This is a genomic window from Nocardia sp. NBC_00416 (genome assembly GCF_036032445.1).
In the GTDB taxonomy this organism is placed as follows: Bacteria; Actinomycetota; Actinomycetes; order Mycobacteriales; family Mycobacteriaceae; genus Nocardia.
The window spans coordinates 2015632-2036400 of record NZ_CP107932.1 but is presented as its reverse complement, the minus strand read 5'-3'; the positions used below and the strand labels follow the sequence as shown (position 1 = coordinate 2036400).

Annotated in this window: 1 protein-coding gene (only partly in view); it reads left to right on the top strand. The window is 67.6% G+C overall.

Every position in this 20769-nt window falls within one protein-coding gene, locus OG804_RS08290, for a M3 family metallopeptidase, read on the top strand. The gene is 122418 nt long; 25704 of those nucleotides lie to the left of the window and 75945 to its right, leaving coding positions 25705-46473 in view, spanning codon 8569 (complete) through codon 15491 (complete); the first complete codon in view begins at position 1. Both codon boundaries (start and stop) fall beyond the window edges.

The window sequence follows — 20769 nt, the reverse complement described above, 5'->3', positions numbered from 1 at the left end:
GGCAACACGGACTGGCCCGGGCTCAGCGAGTTGAGCGGTACCCAAGAGGTGAACCTGTCCGGTGTCCCGAAGATCTGTGCCGTCGACGCGCTGTGGTTCGTCGCCCTGGTCCTCGGCGTCGAGATCGCGGATCTGCCGTCGATGTTCGACAGCGCGATCTGGGCCAACGGCATGATGCCCGCCGATATCGCGAAAGTCCTGGGCGCGAAATGGGAAACCGACGGTTTCAACGACCTCGACGAGATGCGCGAGGTCGCGGCGAGCGGCAAGATCGTCATGGGCACGGTGACCCACGGCGACGCCGGCGCGCACATGTTCGTAATGTATCGCGGCGAGGACGGCGCGGTGTGGGTGCACGAGCGCAAGGGTCACGAGGTCGTCGACAAACGGTTCAGCGAGTGGGACAAGCCGAGCGGGCAGCTGCACGGCATCGTTTTGGGCGGCCGCGGCGAACGGCTGAACTCGCTGGCCGAGGGGGAGTCGCCGGGTCGGCCCGGAGCCGATATGCCGGGCGGCGCGGTGGCCGGGGACCCGGATCCCGGTGAGCAAGGGCGAAACGAACTGTCGCGGGAGCGACGCGAAGCCGTCTTGGCTGCGGTGCGCGCCGCGGGCCTGTCGAACGTGGTCGACCTGGCCGCGGACGGCAACCGCGTCGATGTAGCCGCTACGCGCGCCAAGGCGCGGGCCGCAGTCGAATTCTGGGACCACTCCACCGCCGAGCACCAGTATGAAAGTATCCGGACTGTTCTCCAGGCCGAGTACCCGGACGTCTTCGCCGCCGCCGAGGTAGTGCCGAGCCGGTTGCAGAGCCAGGCCCTTCGGCGCGCGATGTGGGCCGACTTGCAGGAGCTGCGGGAGCGCGCGCGGCACCGCGTTCTCGACGACGTCGGTCTGGCCCGGCTGCAGGAGCTGGGCGACCTCGACTCGGCGTTTCGGGAAGCCGACACCCGTGGTCGGGAGCTGGGCCTGCCCGTCCATCTGGTGTCCTACGGGGACGGCGCGCTGGTGATCGAGTTCGGCGATCGCAAAGCCGCTGCGCAACATCAGATCTGGTTCGTGCCGCCGAATGCGGCCGAGTCCGCCGACCTGACCGCGCTGGTACGAGATGCCGCGGAAATCGCGCGGGTGGAGAACCAGCCCGAGCGGGTCACGGCCACGGTGGCGGTGCTGCGCTACGGCGCCGTGGGCGCTGAGGCGGGAACGGTCACCGCAGTCGGCGAGGAGATGGCGTACCGGATCGTCTCCAGCCGGGCGATGCACGAAACCCGGACCCCCTGGCAGCCGGCGCCGACGGTCGAGGTCATCGCCCGCGGTGACGGGGTCGCAGTGTGGGATTCCGTCGCGGAACGCCTGCCGGAAGCCGGAATCGGCCTCGAACCCGTCCTGGCCCGAGCGGGGCAGTGGACGCGGGCTCTACCCGGCGCTCCGGAACTCACCGTGCGTTCGACGCGGCCCACGACATTCGTGACAGTCGGCGATCCGCGCACTGCCGATCAGGTGGTGGTGCTGGTGAACGGGCGCCCGGGCGCCCTGTCGCTGCGCGCCGGTCTGCGTGACGCGACCGGCGTGTACGCCGAAGAACGCCGCGCACACCCGGAACGGACGGTCGCGGTCGTCGTACTGCAAGCCGACGACCCGGCGTTGCTGGCGGCGGATCTCGCGGACCTCGCCGCGCAGCGCATCGCGCCGGAGCCGATCCGCCTGCACACGGACCGGGCCGATCGCGCGCTGCTCCGGCGCGCGCGCGCCGACGAGCGGGTGGCCCGGAACGCGTTCACTCGGCCGACGTCCCTCGCCGCACAGCGGCGCCCCCGGCGAATCGCCGGCTGGGTCGCGCCGGAGCGCGACAGGGTCCGCACCGGCCGGGAATCGCCAACCGTTGTCGTCACACCCCAATTGGACGTGTACCTGGACGAGATGCGGCGCGCAGTGCGCGACGCACTGCCTGCCCGGGCGGCCAAGCTCGACCTGGTCGAGTCCGCGATCTTCCGTGCCGACGCACAGCGCGGGCTGGGACTGCTGACCACAGCCCAGTACGAGTCGTTGCTGGCGGAGCTTTCCGTCCTGCGTGGGCAGGCCGCGACAATCCATGACCACCGCAAATCGATGCGGGAGACCGGTGACAGTGAGCTCGATGCCTTGAGCCGGCTCACCGCCGAATTCGACGCTCGGTTGGATCGGCTGCCGCGAATGGCTCGCGAGCTGGGAGTTCTCGACGCGGGCACCGCTGCGCCGGCCGAGGCAGGTGCGGAAACGCGGCTGTTGGCGCAGCTGCTCGAGAGCCAGCACGAAGACCTGCGCGCCTGGCTCGCAAACCAGGCCGTGACCGACGCCGACATGCGCGTACGGGCAAGGCGATTGGATGGCGACCGTGAGCATCGCCGTCGGCTAGCCGAGAAGTTGTCGGCGGTCACGGGCATTCCGGTGTCGCAACTCACCCGGGCGCGGGTTGCGCAGCTGGCCGCGCAATTCACCACCCAGCACGACGCGTGGGAACGCACCGAAGCGGTGAATATTTGCCTGTATACGGATGACGGGCTCGAGGACAGGGAACAGATCCGCGCAATCGCCGCCACTACGGCCGGCCTGCGCAACCTGCATGCCGCCCTGCGCCAGGAGCAGGCGCGGGTCGAGGTCACCGACGAGTATCTCGGTCGTCTCCGGGACGACTACCAGCAGCGATACTCCGGCAACCGGTTCCAGGTCTCCTCGGGCAGGTTGGAAGTGGCCGACCTGACCGCGGTGTACCGGGAGGCCAAGCGGTACCGGCCCATCAGCGGTGAAGGCGAAACCATCGGCCGGATCCGACAGGAGCTGGGCCAGCTGATCCGCCACGCCGAGCAGCGGGACAAGGCGGCGGCACAGCTGCGCCGGCTGGGTGCGCTGACCGAGCGGCTCACGGTGCTCGCCGGCGAGCGGGTACGGGTGCAGGACCAGCTCGACCTGCTGAACGCCGCGCTGGGCGACTCACCGGTCAGTGTGGAAATGGGCTGGCAGCGGGCGCAGTTCGGGCGGACCGAACAGCTGCGCACGGCACACCGGCAGGCCGGGGCCGCGCTGGCCGACGCGATCGGCGCGTCGGCGCTGGCCGAACTCGGCATCTCGCCCGAGACGCTCACGACGGCACAACTCGACGCTTTGCCCGACACCCGCCGCGGCCCCGGGGAACAGGCGGCACTCGACGCGCACCTCGCCAGTTTCCGGCATCTGGACGAGGCGCTCGCCGCGTCGGTAGCCGCCGATACCGCCACCGAGCAGCTGGTCCGTATCGATGCGGCCCTGGACGAGGGTTTCGGCGCACAACTGGCCCGCCTGCTCGCCGACGAGCAACCACGAGACGCCTTCGGTTACGAACCGCCGGACACTGCCGCCCAGGAGCATCTCCGCGACGCGGACCGGTACACCTGTCTGCCCGACGCCACCGACGCCGCCAACCGTCTGGTCGGCAAACCGCCCTTGACCGCGCAGCAACGGGAACGACTGTTGTCCGGCCTGCCCGGGACAGATGCCCGGGTGGCGCCGGAGATCGTCGGCTCCGACTGGGAGGAGAACGGTTTCGATTCGTACCGGGCGCTGCACGACCGGGTGGCAAGCACCGGGGACGTGGTGGTCGCGGTGCTCGGCCGCCGCGGGTTCGACAGCCCGGACGAGGTCGGCTCGCACGCGGTGACCGTGTACCGGGACGGCAAGACCGTGCGGGTCATCGACAACGGTGAGGATCTCGAGTTCTGGCAGTGGCAGTCCCGCCAGAGCGGTGTGGACAGTCTGTCGGGCATGGCGTTGAAGGGCGAGGGCTCGGCCGCCCGGCCGCTCGTGAACGGCAAGTCACGGGCGATTGCGGGCCTGGACTTCAAGAATGTGCGGATCGGCGCGAGCGCGCACGAGCTGCCCGGGTATGTGCCACCGCGACCGGGCTTGCCGGTGATCGATTCCCGCTACACCGACTTCCACTTGTACGCGGCCGGGGGGGCTTGGCGGGATCTGCTGCGCCGGGTGAACGTCGCGGTCGCCGCCGCCGAGGCCGACGGCCGGTTCGACGCGATCGATCCCGCCGAACGGGCGGCCGCGCGCCGCAGGCTGCGCCTGCGGCAGATCGAACAGCGGTGGAACACGAACGGTTTCGCGGCCGACCGGGACGCGATCCTGCACACCATGGCCGACGAGCTCGCGGGCCAGGACCTACCGGATCAGGTGCGCGACGCGGTGAACCGGATGCGGCTGGCGCGCGAACGCGAGCTGTTGCGCGCCGCCGAACCCACCGAGCGCAACGCGGCCCGGCTCTCGGAGCTGGACGCCTGGGCCGACCGGTTGACCGTCGCCGAGCGCTGGGCCGCGCATCTGCCCGGACATCCGCCGGTGCGATTGCTCGCGTTCCCGCGGCCCGGCGAGCCCGGGGGCCCGATGCTCGCCGTCGGCGACGTGAGCAGCGCTCGGGAGCTGTTGGTGCAGGTCGCCGACGCCGCGGTTCCGGTTCCGGTGACCGACGAGGACGGTTTTCCGATCGCGGATCCGGATCTGGCTCTGGTGATGAACGATCTGACACCGACCTTTTCGAGTGAATCGGCCGCGGCGGTATTGACCTACCCCGGTGCGGACACCGTCCTCGTCGAGCAGCTCGCCGATCTCGTCGCGACCCGGGACGAATCCGCCGGGCCGCCGGCCGCTGTCCGCCTCTCGGCAGTCGGCACGCGGGCCAGGAATATCGCGCGCGGCGCCTCCCAGATGTCCGGCCCCGGCGGGCCGGTGCCGGTCCTGGTCTCGGTGGTCGACGCCACGCCCGGGGTCCGGGCCGAAGTTCCGCCGCCGCACCCGCACATCTCGCTGCTGGAGCCGGACGGCACACGGTGGCGGAAGGTACCGGCGAACCCCGACTCCGTGGTGTCCATAGCCCTGGAATGGGCCGGGATACGCGATATCCGGGACCTGCTCGCGCCACCGGACGCCGATCTGGACGAGGTACGCCGCCTGGCCGCGGCCAACAACCGCGCCTGGCGCACGTGGCCGCCGTATGTGCACCGGATTCTGGTGGAGCTGTATGCGGAGGTGCTCGCTGAGGCTCCCGGCCTGCCCACCGCGGTGCGCGACAAGGCCCGGCGGTCCGCCCCCGGCAGTGACTGGACTCCCCGGGGCACCGAGGAGGAGAAGCAGTGGGCTAGCCGCAGCCTGGAGACCTTCATGGCGCTCTGGGCCGCGGACACTCACCTGGAGAACTGGGGCGGGGTCCCCGTACAGGCGCTGTCGAAGTTCGTGGGCGATGACACCTGGGGAATGACCGTGGCGTTCGGTGACCCGGACACTGCGCAACGGGTGTATTGGGGGGTGTTCGATGTCGAGAGCCTGAGCGCCGGCGTGATCGCGGCCGCCGAAGAGTTCCAGAAACTGTGGGACGGCGGCATCGCGTTCGTCGCGTTGGTCCGTCGCCATGCACCCGACGCCGTCACTTCCGATGAGGAGAGGGCCGCCGCGGCCGCGGCGTGGGCGGAACGGTCGATCGCGGAACGCAACGTCGTCCGCCGGGGGCTGGACCCCTACGGCCGTAGGCCGGAGAATTATCTCCGCGGCTACACGACACCGCCCGAGGGCACGTTGGCCGATGCGCTCGCTCAGGTGCGACCGGACATGATGTTCGACGACATCGATCGGGTGCTCACCCGGGACTCCGCCGACTCCTGGTACGGAAACCCGGAGTTGCAGCTGCGGCACGAGCTCGGGACGGCCGCCTTCTTGGGCGAGCCCAACCTATCCGTCGGCATCTGGCGTGAGGCCTTCACCGGAGCCGTCGCCAGACTGCTGGGTGAAGGCGGGTATCCGGTATCGAGCGCCGACGTGGCCCCCGATCGGGTGATGGCCACCGTCCGTGCGGCGCTGCAACAGAACAGCGAATTGAACGCCGCGTACCTTGTGCGCCTGGCCGCGGAAGCGGTTGTCGCGGACGCCACCGAGCGCCGGTACCGGCAGTATCTCGACGAGGCGCCCGGCCCCCGCCACTGGGCGGCCACCGCTACGGACGCGACCATGGAATTGGTCGCCGCGCAGGCCCGTAGGCTGCGTCACCGGCAGCTGACCGTCGAACTGATCGAGACGTTGGTCGACGAGATACTCCAGAACGAGCCGAGTCCGGCCACCCGTGCCGAACTGCGCCGGATACTGGACCTGCCGTTGACCTTGAACCATATGGACACCGAACGGACCACGCCCTCGGCGGAACAAGGACTGGGTCCGACCTCGATTCTGATCGCGCTGGCGGCGATAGCCACTGAGCAGTCCCACCAGGCGCGGGCCGATGCGCTGCTGACCATGATTCCGGAGTTGGAGATCGCCGACGCCGAAGTGCGGCACTTCACGCGCCGGGCACAGGCTCCCGGCATCGATACGCTGCTCGAGCAGCTGAGCGCGCTGCCGGTGGAATCGGCGTTGCGGCGAATAGATCTCGCCGAACACGGTCTGCGCGCGGAGCAGGTCGATTCGCGCACGCTGCGCGGCGCGCGACGCCGGCGCGCGGAGTTGCACCGGGATTTGGCCATGGCCCTGGGCGCGCCGCAGTCGCAGTTGACGGTGAGCTACCTGGAGCAGGAGCAACTGCGTGCCGCCGCCGATCCGGCGGGCGCCGCGACCGCGGACCTGATCCGCCGGTACCTGCAGCAACGCAACCTGACCGCCGTGATCGATCGGCACCTGCAGGCCGAGCGCCGGCGCGAACTGCTGTCCGCGCAGGCCGACCGGCTGCACAGCTTGGCCCAGCAGCGCGCCGACGCGTCCGACGCGGCGGCGCGAGCGCAGATCGAAGACCGGATCCACACCGTGCTGGCCGAGGTCACCGAACGTTTCGAGCCGGTCGCCCCCGATACGTACGCGCCGCCACGTCCATTGCACGACGGGCCGCCCAATTGCCTGCCGACCGCGGCGAACCGGTTGGTGGCCTTCCGGCAGCGCCGGGGGAAGCTGCCGGAGGACTGGCCGACGATGGCCCCCGCCGACCCGGGCCTGGCCGGGGTGCGCGAAGATGTCGGCGCCGAGGCCGTCGACGCCGACTGGCAGGAATTCGGCTCGCTGGACGAGATCGTCGAGCACGTCAGAGCCAACCATGGCGCGGTGCTCGGCGCCATGGTGTTCCGCGACGGCGGTCGCGCGGGCGGGCATGCCTTCGAGATCGAATACGAGGGCAACCATCTGGTCGTCCACGAGTGGGTCGACGGCGAAGAGAAGACAATTCGCGGCGATCTCGACGTCCGGCGGTGGCTGCGGGAACGCAACGCGCTGGGCATCCTGCGCGTACACGGCATCGTCGTCGACGAAGCAGGCGACGCCGCGGTGCCGTTCGTCAAGAACGACCGGCTGGCTCTCGCCGACGACCGGCCCGACGCCCTGCTGGCCGGGTTGCCGCAGGACGGCGACCCCTCGAATTCCCATGTGCGCGACCAGACGAACCGGGAGGCGCTGCGGGCGCAGCGCAACCAGCTCGGCACCCAGGGAAGTTCACCGCGCGCCCGCGAACTCGCGGCGGTGTCCCACCGGCTGTTGCAGGTCGACGACGCTGCCGAGCGTAAGGGGCTCGGTGAGGTCCGGTTGCTGGAATACAACCGCGATGGAGGTGAGGGCGACCGGGGCCGGACCGTGTTCCTGTACGGCAATCCGGCCACCGCGGCCACGGTGCTCGTCGTCGTCGCCGATACCGCCGTCGATCTCGACGAGGTGGGCAAGCACCCGGGCGTGGTCGCCGACCTGATCGCGAAAGCTTCCGCGGGCGGATCGGTCGCGGCGTACGTGGTGTACCGCCACGACGACGACAGGGATGCTCACGGACGGGCTCCCTATGACACCGACCTGGACACCGCCGACGCGACCGTGCTGGTGCGGGAGGTGGAAACAGCACACGCGGCGCGCCGGTCGGACCGCAAGCCGCGGATCGAAGTCGTCGGGCTGGGGGACGGTCGCGCCGTGGCGAAGATCGCGCGGGAGCAGTTGGCGGCCGGGGGAATCGACGCGACCGACGAGTCACTCGATCCCGAAACGCTGACCCGCCCGTCGGAAACGGAACGGTCCCGGTCGGAGTTGGACCGCGCGCAAGGACTGGCCCTGGAACTGGAGCTGGTCGATCCCGACGACCCGGACGCGGTTGCGGAGTGGCTGTATACGCTGGATTTCGACGACCAGACGCTGTTCATCGAGACGAACCCTCAGTTGGTTTTCGACCGCGACGGTGTCGGAGTGTACGAACTCGCCACCGCGCTGCAAGCGCTGCTGACAGCACGGCGCGCCGATACACGTGACGCGGCGGAAGCGATTCGGTTGAACGCCTTCCAGGCGGTCCTGACCCGAGCCTCGCGGGCGACCAAGTACTTCTCGCCGCCCGGGCAAGGCCACGACCCCATCTCCGTCTGGCCCGTGGCACTACCGCTGGATCAGACGGCGGACAGCCGGTCGCTGGTACTGCTCGGCGGTAGCGAGAGCAGCGGATCGGTCACCGTCTTCGTCACCCACGGACCGTCGACTCCGGACACATTGCGTGCCGGGCTGCATCAGGCGCACGAGAACCTCGCCCACGATTTCGAGACGCGACCCGGTGACGGGATCACTTTCCGGCTGCCGCACACAGCGGCAGTGTGGCAGGGCACCGACGCCGCCCGTCTGGCCCGGGACCTGGCCCGCCTGGCCGAGGACTACGTCGACGCGCGCATCGATTTCGTCGTCGACGGACCGGAGAGCGAGGCGCTGGTCCGCGCGGCATTGGGCCACGAGCGAGTGTCCGATCACCTACAACAGATCGGATCCGACGCCACCGGCGCCGCCGCGGTGCGCCGCGTCAGCTCGCCGTTGTCCGCGGCCGACGAGGCGTACCTGGCCGCCCTCGCAGCGCAGTTCGAGGAGCCCTTGGGCGACCGGGACGAGACCGGAGAGCAGGCCGCGCTGCGGGCACAGGTCCAGCTGGTGCTGCAGGTCGAGCCGCGGCCGGTGTTGCCGCGGCTGCCTGTGGATCCGGATGCGGTGCGAGCCCGCGCCGAACAGTTGTGGGACCTGTTGTTCGACGGCGAGACGGTCGAACGCGAAGCCTTCCAGGAAACGTGGGACCGTCTCGACCCGAAGAACCGGCGCCTGCTGGTGGAAGGCGCGCCGGCGAAGCTGGCCGAACAGCCCGGCGCCCCCGGCCGGTGGCGCGACCGGGCCAACCGGATGCTGCTGGCCCGGGAACTGAACAGGCTGGAGACCATGCCGGCCGCCGCCCGCACCGCGGCGGAGACCGAACAGCTGGAACTGCTGCGAGCCAGGCACTCGGAGCTGGTGGAAGCCGAAGTGATCGCCACGACCCTGCCCGGGCATCCGCCGGTGCTCGCCCTGTCGCTGGGCCTGCTCGGCGAACCCGGCACCCGGCGGATGGCGCTGTCGTTCGGCGATATCGACACCACCCGCCGGGTTCACGTGCGGGTGACGGGCCGGATGAGCGGCGGCTCGTCACCGGAGTCGATGAGTTCGGCGGCCGCCAGTTTCGTTCCGCAGGGTAACCAGGCCGTCCTGGTCTATACCGGCGCCGACAACCTCGACGTGGTGGCGGGCGAGCTGCTGACCGCCGACCTCGACGACATCATCGGCGTGCAACGCCGTTACCGGCAGCAGCACGGTCTTGCCCTGGCGACCTTCGAAGTGGTCGCCCAGCCGGGCGCCGACACCGGCGATATCGTCGGCACCGCGCTGGATTTCTGGATGGTGTCGGAGCGACCCGGCGTGACCGCCACGTGGGAGCCCACCGTCGCGTCCGACCCCGACGGTCTGGCCCAACCGGTGCAGCTGGACATCAGCACGCACGAGCTGCCGCTGCTGCACCACCGCCTCGAAGGCGGTCCGGCGAACTGCACCACCCATGTCGTCAACTCGCAGCGCGCGACCTGGCCGGAGCTGAACCTCGCCGAGCCGCAGGACGCGGGCATGGACGGCCGGACAGCCGAAGAACTCGCGGGACTGCTGGGCGCGGGCTGGCACCCGGAACCCTTCGTCAACGAAGTGATCTCCGGGCTCACCGCACACGACCGGATCGCGGCCCAGCTGCGCGATATGTGGAAAGCCATGCGGGACAGCGGCTCCGAGATGACACCCGGCCGGGGCCCCACTGCCGTGGTGGTCGACGAATACGCCCACTTCGACCCCGCCAACCCGAACAAGGTCGGATCGCACGCCTACGAGATGTACGTCGACGACGACGGCACTGTGCGAGTCCGCGACTGGATCCAGCACGACTCGCCCGACGCTGCCGCCGACGGCCGGTACGCCGCCACTGAGATCGACCTCCCCCACGTTCAGGGCCGCGTCAAAGACGAGGTTCAGAACACCTTCGTCATCTTCCGCAACGGCGACGGCACCGCGGTCCAGGACCCGGCCACCGCCGTGCCGGGAGCCCGGCCGCGCACGCGGATCGGCGGGCGGCCCGGCGATGCGGCCGGTCGAGGCCGGCGTGACGGCAGCCCGCGCCGGGGTGGGCAGGAGGTTCCGTGGTCGGGGGATGGGGCGATTTACCCGGAGTCGGGGCAGAGCCCGTCCGGGGAGCCCGACTCGAATCCGGTGGTTCCGGCGTATTTGCGGGCCACCTATGAGGGACTGGTCGGCGCGCTCGCCGGACAGGCGGCGGAGTTGGCGCAGTTGGCTGCTGCGGCGTCTGCCGATCTCGAGGTGTTGAGGTCGGATCGGTTCGAGCAGGAGTTGGCGGCTCGGGAGGGGCGGTCGCAGGGGCAGGACGTGCTCGGAGCGGACCGTGTCGACGAGGACCTGCGTGCGGCGACGGTCCAGTACCACCGATTCACCCGTATGATCGTCCGGCTCGAGGAACTGGGCGCGGCGTCGAAGGACGTGACTCCGCAGCGGTACGAGCTGTTGGCGCGGCACGCCGACCTCGCGATGCGGTACGAGTCGGTCTTGCGCTGGCTGGGGCTCAAGGCCGCGGACGCGGGCGCCGACCTCGGAGCGTTGCTGTCGCCGTCGAGGTCCGATGCGGAACTGGCCGTGCTGATGGAAAAAGTTCCCGAGAGTATCTATAACGTCCTTTACTATGCAGTGAAAAATCATTTCTCGGCAGTGAACTCGATCATTAGTATCGAGAGTGAAATCGCTGCTCATGACTCTCTTGTCGAGAGCCGCCGCACTTCCAAGGAAAACCTCGGAGTATCCGGCGCTCTGGGGGTTTTCGAGGGGCTATCGGCAGATCGACCGGAAATTACCGTGAAATTCGGTTGGGGCGACGAGCGGACGGTGGAAGCGGTCGCTTCGGAACTGGGTGACCGGCTACGCGAGTCGGGTTGGCGTGACCCGCGCCAGATCGAGGCGGCGATGCAGATTGTGCGTAGCGCTGCGCTCGAAACTCTCCGATTCATCACGGATTTCCCCGCTCCGGTTCAGTCGCTCGATTGGGCCTCGCAGAATTTCCAGGCCCATCGGCCTGGAAATTCTAGGGAGATAGCGACCGTCCAGCAGATGTTGGAAAGTCCCGAGGTCAAGCTGACGGTGCAATTGTCATCCGATGCTGATATCCGATCGTTGAACCTGTCCGTCGAATGCGATCAACTTCGCCCTATGCAGCTGGCAGTCAAACAGTTGGGTGAGTGGTTGGAAGGGGTTGTTCCGCAGCACAGTGCCGATGCGGTGGGGGTGGAAGTCCGCCAGCTGTTGAAGGCTGCCGCCGAATCGGGGGTGGAGGTGGCCGGGGAGGTCTGGGCGCGTTTCGAGCAGGTGCGTGATGGGAATGAGCCTGTTCGAGATGATTTCGACGACGCGTCGGTGGATGAGTCGACTCGAGAATTCGAAGCCAAGCGGCGGGTTGTCGAGAAACTGTATCGCGATCACCATGTCCGTTTCATCGGCTGGGAAGGGCGAGATGTCCACCTGGACTTGATCGAGTCCGCCGATCGTACGATGCGTGAACTGATCGCGGAATACGGTAGTAGGCTCAACCTTCGTGACATTCATTTCCTAGACCAGAGTGAATTGGCCGGTTACGGTGACCCGAATTTGGGCGGCGTGACGTACCTCAGTGGGACTCGATTCGAACAGGGTAACCGGAATCACTACCAGTCGATTGCGATTGATAGGCGCGCCGTTTCGGACCGAAAATGGTCCGCGGAGACATTGGCAAATAATCATTCGCAAAAATGGTGGGGCAAGTCGCCGGGAGACATGATTTCCCATACCCTGCGCCACGAATTCGTCCATGTGGTCGACTGCTATTACAATATTAACGCGCGTGTTGACGCCATGCAGCAAGAAATGAGAGCAGCCCACCAAGTTTATTACGACCATGGCTATCTGAACATCGATTTCCCCTCATGGTCGGAGGGTTTTCCGCGATATGTCTACGTTGATGGCGACCCGTCAGGGGAGTGGAAGAACATGGAGGTGCTGGCGGAGGGGAGTGTGGCCGGTGCGCTGGATCCGTCGCTGCCGTTGACCGATCCGTCGCGGGTGGCGTACGCGATGTCCCATGGACTGAGTGGGAAAGAATACGCCGAGACGATGGCCGGCTGGGAGCGGGCGCACCGGGCCGACCGGTCTCGGCCGCGGGGTTTGTTGTCTCGATTGTTCGCCGTGGTGCGTGGTCCGGTGCCGGCTGTGGAGGGCGAGGCGGGTTATCGCCGGCCGGATGTTGCGTGGCCGCACGAGGATAATCAGTGCGGGCCGTTGACGATGCGGGACGTCGGTGAGGTGACGGGCCGGTCGGATCTCGCCGGATTCAAGGCCGGGATCAGGGGGATGCTGGTCGGCGTTATCGAAGAGGCGATGGGCGGGCCCAAGCAGGAGTTCACCGACATCGGTGAAGCTGCCGCCCGGCTGTTGGAGGAGGGTGCTCGGCGCGACAGGGAGAACCCGGGCAGTGGCCGGAATATGGGTCTGCTGGTGTTCGAGCCGACGCACACTGGGAGGGGTGGGCGGCTCGGTCATGCGTATTGGTTGGTGCGTCGGGTCGATGAGTCGGGTCGGGTGCGGGTCGAGTTGCGGGACTCGGGTAAGGGTGTGTTCCGGCCCAATTTCGTGCCGTCGCCGGATTCGGCTGGGGAGCCGGTTTTCGGTATGTTCCTCGACCCGGACGGCAACCGTGTGGAGGTTGCCGATGCTGATGGTGTGGTGCGGACGAGTCGCCGCAGGGTCCGGGTCGGCACCTCCGACCCGAGCCGGTCCGGTGATGTTCACGGTCGGGGGCGGGATGGCAGGCCGCGCCGGGGTGGGCAGGAGGTTCCGTGGTCGGGGGATGGGGCGATTTACCCGGAATCGGGGCAGAGCCCTTCCGGGGAGCCCGATTCGAATCCGGTGGTTCCGGCGGAATGGCGGTCAGCCTATGACGGGACGGTTGCCGCGCTGGCCGAGCAGGCGACGGTGTTGGCGCAGTTGGCTGCTGCGGCGTCTGCCGATCTCGAGGTCTTGAGGTCGGATCGGTTCGAGCAGGAGTTGGCGGCCTGGGAGAGGCGGACGCAGGAGGCGCTCGGACCGGACCGTGTCGACGAGGACCTGCGGGCGGCGACGGTCCGATACCACCGACTCGCCCGGATGATCGTCCGGCTCGAGGAACTGGGTGCGGCGTCGAGGGACGTGACCCCGCGGCGGTACGCCCTGTTGGAGTACCACGCGGACGAGGTGAACTCGGATGTGCGCTTGTTGCGGAAGCTGCGGCGGGCTGCCGCAGCCGCAGGCGTCGACGGTAGGGCGCTGTGGTCCAGGTCGAGATCGACGGCCTTGACGCAACTGGCCGTACTGCGGGAATTGGTTTCCGAGGACGTCTATGACGATCTGAAAGACGCATATGATCGGTATGAAAGGTCGGAATCCTCAATCCTTTTCGATGAGAAGCGAATAGCTTTACACGAGGAGGTAGTCGAGAGCCGAATTTCTATCGCAGACCCCAGCGAATCTCGTGCTCTGCGGCAAGCTCGTCGGAAGATTCGGAAGCTGTCGGCGGACCGGCCGGAAATTACCGTGAAGTTCGGTTGGGGCGACGAGCTGACGGTGGAAACGGTCGTTTCGGAACTGGGTGACAAGCTGCGTGAGCTGGGTTGGCGTGACCCGCACCAGCTCGAGGCCGCGATGAAGATCGCGCGGAGTGCGACGCTCGATACTCTCCGATTCATCGCGGATTTCCCCGCGCCGGAGGAGATCGCCGATCTGCGCGAGGTATATCGCGCTCTGCGGCCCGGAAAGCTCGAGAGTCCCAAAACCTTCGCGGAGTTGATAGAACGTCCAAGGGTGCAACTGATGGTGCGATTGTCATCGGACGCCGGCATCCGATCGCTGGACGTGTCCGTCGAATCTGATCAATTCCGACTCTCGGAGAGAGAGTCTACTGCGGCCTCGTACGATCCGTTCGAAGAGGATTGTCCGCAGCACAGCGCGGGCGCGGTGGATGCGGAAGTCCATAGCCTGTTGAAGGCCGCTACTCGCTCGGGAGTGGAGGCGCACGGGGAAGTCTGGGCGCGCTTCGAGGAGTCGCACGCTGTGCACGACCGGGTTCGAGATGCTCTCGACGACGATTCGGCGGATGCATCGGCGCGAAAGTATGCGGCGAAGCGGCGGGTTGTCGAGAAACTGTATCGCGATCACCATGTCCGTTTCATCGGCTGGGAAGGGCGAGATGTCCGCCTGGACGCGATCGAGTCCGCCGCTCGCACGACGCGTGAGGTGATCGCGGAATACGGCAGGGGCAATCTTCGCGAAGTTATCTTCGTCGGCCGAGCAGAATTGGAAAAGGCCGGTTTCGGAGGTATTTCCGGGCAGAAGAACGCCGCCGGTACTCGGTATGGAATGGAGAACCAGAACTATTACCAGTCGATCTTGATCGATCGAAGTATTGTGGTTCACAAGAATCGGTCCGCGATTGACTTGGAAAGGATGCGTTCACGAAACTGGTGGGGCTGGTCGCCGGGAGATATGGTCTCCCATGTCCTTCGCCACGAATTGATGCATGTGGTCCACACCCATTACAATATCAACACGTCTGCCAACGCTATGCAGACGGAAATGAAAGCAGCCCACAAAGTTTATCGCCGCGCGGGGTTGGTGTCATCCAAATTCCGTAAATGGTCCACAGTTTTTCCGCGTTATGTCTACGTGGACGGCGACCCGTCAGGGGAGTGGAAGAACAAGGAGGTGCTGGCGGAGGGGAGTGTGGCCGGTGCGCTGGATCCGTCGCTGCCGTTGACCGATCCGTCGCGGGTGGCGTACGCGATGTCCCATGGACTGGGTGGGAAAGAGTTCGCCGAGACGATGGCGATCTGGGGGTTGAAGCACGAAATCAACCGGTTGCAGGTCGAGGATGCAGATCGGAACCGGGGCCCACTGTCTCGGTTGTTCGACAGGCTGCGCGGTCCTGTACCGGTCGCCGAGGGTGAAGCGGGCTATCGACGGCCGAAGGATCCGTGGCCGCACGAGGGCAACCAGTGCGGGCCGTTGACGATGGGGGACGTCGGTGATGTGACGGGCCGGGCGGATCTCGACGGATTCACGGCTGGTAGCAGGGGGATGCTGGTCGGCGTTATCGAAAAGGCGATGGGCGGGCGCAAGCAGGAGTTCACCGACCTCGGCGAGGGGGTCGCGCTCCTGTTGGAGGAGGGTGCCCGGCGTGACGCGGAGGTCCCGGGTAGTGGCCGGAATATGGGTCTGCTGGTGTTCGAGCCGACGCATTCCGGAAGGGGTGGGCGGCTCGGTCATGCGTATTGGTTGGTGCGTCGGGTTGATGAGTCGGGTCGGGTGCGGGTCGAGTTGCGGGATCCGGGTAAGGGTGTGTTCCGGCCCAATTTCGTGCCGTCGCCGGATTCGGACGGTGAACAGGTTTTCGGTATGTTCCTCGACCCGGACGGCAACCGTGTGGAGGTTGCCGATGCTGATGGTGTGGTGCGGACGAGTCGCCGCAGGGTCCGTGTCGGAACCTCCGGCCCGAACCGGTCGTCGGGCCCGGGGGGCAGCAGCGAGTCCTCGGCGGGAACAAGCGTGCAGCCCTTGCTGGCCGCCGCGCGTTCCGGAGATCCCGAAGCGTCGAGGCGCGCTTCTGTTCAGCTGCAACAGATATTCGGCCGGCAGATCTTCCCGGCCGTGCGGGCCATGATCGGGGATCCGCAGGCTGTGACGTTGGCACGTGGTGCGGTCGACGACGTGCTCGCCACCGCGGACCGCCGCCAGTGGAACCCACCCGAGGGGCGCGACATTCGTGACTGGCTGCTCGATATCGCGCCCAGGGCGATCGAGCGCCGGGTTGCCGAGCGCGTTCGCGCGGCGGTCCTGGAGTTGGTACGCGCCGATGCGGCCGGGGAGGATGCCGATGCGGCCGCCGCGTCCGGGTTGCGTTCGCACGCTGTGGCTGTGGCGCCGCCGGCGACGATCGAACGCGCCGTGAACTCGGGTCTGCGCGGACCTCACCGCGAGTGGCTGCGGCAGCGGTACGGGCTCGGCGCCGGTGAAGACTCGGCGCTGTCCAGGGCCAGGAGGCTGGGTTCGGTGTCGGCGCCGGAAATCTTGGATGCGGCCGCCGCTCGGGCCTTGGCCGATACCGTGATCGCGGGCTACCAGATCTCGCTGAACGAGTTGCCCGAACCCGGCACACCGGCGCACGAATTGTTGAGCGAGCTGGTGGCCGAGCGTCTTCCTGACGAGGTCGTCGCCGCTGTGGGCGGTGATCTCGGGAAACTTCAACGCGCGGCGGGGAATCTGACCGGCGGTTTCCGCGAGTACTTCAACCTCAGGTTCCTGCGAGGCCTTTCCCCGGAACAGGCCGGCGGGATCATGGGCATCGCCGAAGTTGCCGAACGCGAAGCCACCGTGGTCGACCAGCTGATGATCTCGTTGCTCGCGGTACCGGAGCCGCCGGTCGCCGATATCGACGGATGGTTCAGCGGGCTTCCGGAATCCGGGCCGGCGCGCGACCGTTCGGCGGCCGAGTTGATGGCGAAGCTGTCGCCGGAGCTCGCGCAGGCGGTGGCCGGGGATCTCGAAGTCCTGGCGAACGCCGTCGCGGCCCTCCCTGAGCGGGACAAAACCCTCTTCTATCTGACAGTGATGCGGGGAGAGCCGCTGCTCGCGGCAGGCCGGGCCATGATGCTCACTCGCAGCGCCGCGGCTTCCCTGCGATCCCGGGCGGAGACGAAGCTGGTCGAGTTGATCGCACCGGCCCAGCCCGAATCGGTGGTACCGGGACAGGATCGGCCCCAGGGTTCGGGCCGAACCGAGCCGGTGACGCCGCCGGAGGATGGCGCGGCGCGGGACGAGACCGTTACTCGAACACCGGATGCCCCGTCTGCCGGAATCTTCGAATCGGGTACACCTCCCACCGCGACAGACGTCGCCCGCGTTGCGGGCGTCCCGCTCACTGCGGCAATTCTTGTGTTGAACAGGAAAGCGGTCAGCCTCGGCGTCCACGGCCAGGTGGTCGCCGCGGCAGCCCGCATCGGCTTCGAACTCGCCGAGGATGTCGCGCGAACACCGCGGCTCCCGCAGCCCGTTTCGGCCATTGCGGTGGCCCGCCGCGCCCGCGTGCCGCACAACGCGGTGTGGCGGATGGCTCGCGGGGACTCGGTTCCCGACACCGTCCGGGATCGTGTATCGGCCGTGATGCGGGAACTCGAATTCGAGTTCCGTGACGGTGCTGTGGTGTCGATCCACGAATTCGCGCCCAAGTTCGAATGGGCGGTTCTGGCTCGGGAAGCCGGAGTGAATCGGGGTACGCTGCGGGCGTTCCTCACCGGTGGCCGGACGACAACGGAGTCCCGGGAGAAGATCGCCGCCGGGGCCGCCCGGATGGGTTTCCACATCCCGGAGGAGTTGCTGGCGGCGCCACCGTTGCCGCCGCCTTCCAAAGAGCGGTTGGCGCGCGAGGCCGGGGTGGGAATCGACGCGGTCAATCGTCTCCTCAACGGTGAGCGTGTCACCCACTCGACCTGGCGCCGAGTCGTCGGCGCCGCTGCTCGAATCGGATTCGAGCTTCCGGTGGCCGCGCTGCGGCCGCCCATTCGGTGGAATGTCTCGGATATCGCACGGGCGTCGGGGACGTCCAAGGTTGTCGTGCGGCGGGTACGTGACGGCAAATGGGTGAATCCGGATCGGCGCGCCGAGGTGGTCGATGCGTTGCGCGGACTCGCACCTGAACTCGTCGAACAGCTCCCGCCGGCGCCGCCGCCGGCGCGCCGCTACACGATGGCCGATGTGGCTCGGGAGTCCGGGGTCGGATACACCCAGGTCCGCGACGTATTCGCCGGCAAGAGCCGGGACGCTCGGGTAGTGCAGGCGGTGTTGGCGACCGCTGACCGACTCGGCGTACCGTACGCCGCTGAGATCAGGGTCCTGACTCCGCCTCCGCGGACGGTCACCTCGGCAGAAGTGGCGCGGCACGCGAATGTGAACCCTGGTGGCGCTCATCGAGTCTTCAACGGCGGGCAGATGAGCGCGCGGGTTGTGCACGTGGTGCTGTCCGCTGCCACGTTGCTCGGATTCCCGCTGACACCAGAGGTACTGGCCAAAATCTCGTTGCCACAACAATTCGCGGCGGATCTCGCCGAGGCAGCGGGCGTCTCCGAAGACAGTGTGCGTCGGGTGTTCGCCGGTCGGGAAACGAATGTGGCGGTGTGGCAGCAGGTACGTGATACCGCGACGCGGCTGGGTCTGCTGCCGAGGCGGCCGTCCGTAGCGGACGTGGCCCTGTTGGCCGGTGTGCACCGGGCTACCGTGGTGTTGGCGGCGGCGGGCGGGCGCAGGCCTTCGTATACAGAGTCCGAGCAACGAATCCTGGTCGCGGCGCAAGCGCTCGGCTATCCGATCTCGCACCGGCAGCGGAACGCGATCGATCCGATGTTCGTGGAGCAGAGGTTCACCCCGGCGCACTTCGACGACGACGGCCGATTCGTACCGGGTGGCTTCACGGATCAGCCCGATCAGAGGCAAGTCGCGAACGCTGCCCGAGTGACGCAGAAGATGGTCAGCCTGGTGCTCCGCGAGGAGATCGCCGGCGACACGGCGGCCAAGCGCAGAGTGCTCGCGGCAATCGCTGAGCTGGGCTACTGGTATTCACCGCTGCAAGGCCGTGATCTGGAACAAGTTCACGTGTTGCGCCGAGAACTGGCCGAAATCTTGGACGTGGAACCCTCGCAGGTGGACCACGATCTCGTACGCGCCGAGTTGCCGCGTATCCAACCGGGGCCCGCCACCGAAATGGCCGAGCTATTCCTCGAATTCGAGGAAGCGGATTTCGCCCTGCAGCCCGAGGTCAGCGATATTGCGAAATTGCTCGGTGTATCCACGGTTGCGGTCCGTGACGTGCTCGCGCGGAGTGAGCCGTCCTACACCGAGGAAGAGCAGCGTGTTATCGCAGCTCTCCAATGGTTCGGCGCTCCGATCCCGAATGCGCTGCGCACGGCAGTGGATACGGAATTTCTGGCGAACAGGTTCACCCCCGGTCGGTTCGTCGATGGGCGTTTGGTGCCCGGATCCTTTACACGCCAGCCGAGTCAACAAGAAGTGGCTTCGCATGCCGGAGTCTCGCAACAAACCGTCAGTAAGGCGATCAGGGGCGTCGGTGACATCAGTGAAAGAACAAGAGAGCAGGTCCTTGTCGCCGCCGAGGAACTCGACTTCTGGTATTTCAGGAATGTTGCCGCCGACGGGTCGGCCGCGAGGTCCGACGGCGAGCCACCCCACGGGCAGCTCCCGGACAGCGCAGGGCTGGATCAAGTGGCCGATCGAGCCGGGGTGCCACTGACGACGGCTCAGGAGGCGCTGAGCGGTCGCCTGGTGGGCACCGTCCGCCTGGTGGATGCCGTCACGATGCGCGCGCTGTTGGCAGCCGCGACCGAGCTCGGGTTCCCGTTGCCGCCGACCTTGCTGGCGCAACTGCGACTGCCGCCGCAGTTGGTGGCCGAACTCGCCCGGGCGGCGGAGGTCTCGAACGACGCTGTCCGACGGGTATTCGCCGGCCGGACGGTTTCTCTGGATGCCTGGCACCGAGTACGTGACGCGGCGACGCGAGCGGGACTGTTGCCCGCCCGGCCGACGCGCGCGGCGGTGGTTCGACTTGCGGGGCTGGACAGCGCCGCCGACGCGGCTCGCATATTCAACCGAACTGTGCCCGAGTACTCGGAGGCCGAGCAACGACTCATCGTCGCCGCCCGGTCGCTCGGCTATCCCGTTCCGGCCCATCTCGAGGATGTCGCCGACCCGAGGTTCGCCGCGGAGAGGTTCTTCCCGGATCGGGCCGCCGACGGCGACAGCGGCGAGACGCTGTTCGCCCCCCAACCTTCGCTTGCCGAGTTGGCCGATGAATCCGGCGTCGGTGCGGAGATCGTCTCCCGAGTACTGGCAGGCGAATTCGATGTCGACCCGGCGGACCGGCGTCGCGTGTACCGGGCAGCGGACCGGATCGGCTCCTGGTATTCGCCCCTGCATCGGAGGGGCGCCGAACAGGTGCGGGCGCTGCGCGGGGAATTGGCGGACATGTTGGGGGTGGATTGGCGAGATGTGGATCGGGTCCGGGTCGAGAATGCACTCGCCGCGCCCGGAAGCGATCTCGAATTGCCGGAACGATTCGTCGAGGTGGCGGATCGGTTCCTCGCACTCGAAGATGGCGAGCGCGATCACGCGCCGAGTCAATACGATGTGGCGCTGCTGGCGGGCACCGACCAATCGACTGTCTCTACCGTGCTCAGCAGGCAGGAACCGGTACTCGAGGAGGCAGAACAACGAGTTCTGGTGGCGGCCCAGTGGTTGGGCCACCCGATTCCGTCGCACCTGGTGTCCGCGATCGATCCGGCATATGCGGCGAAC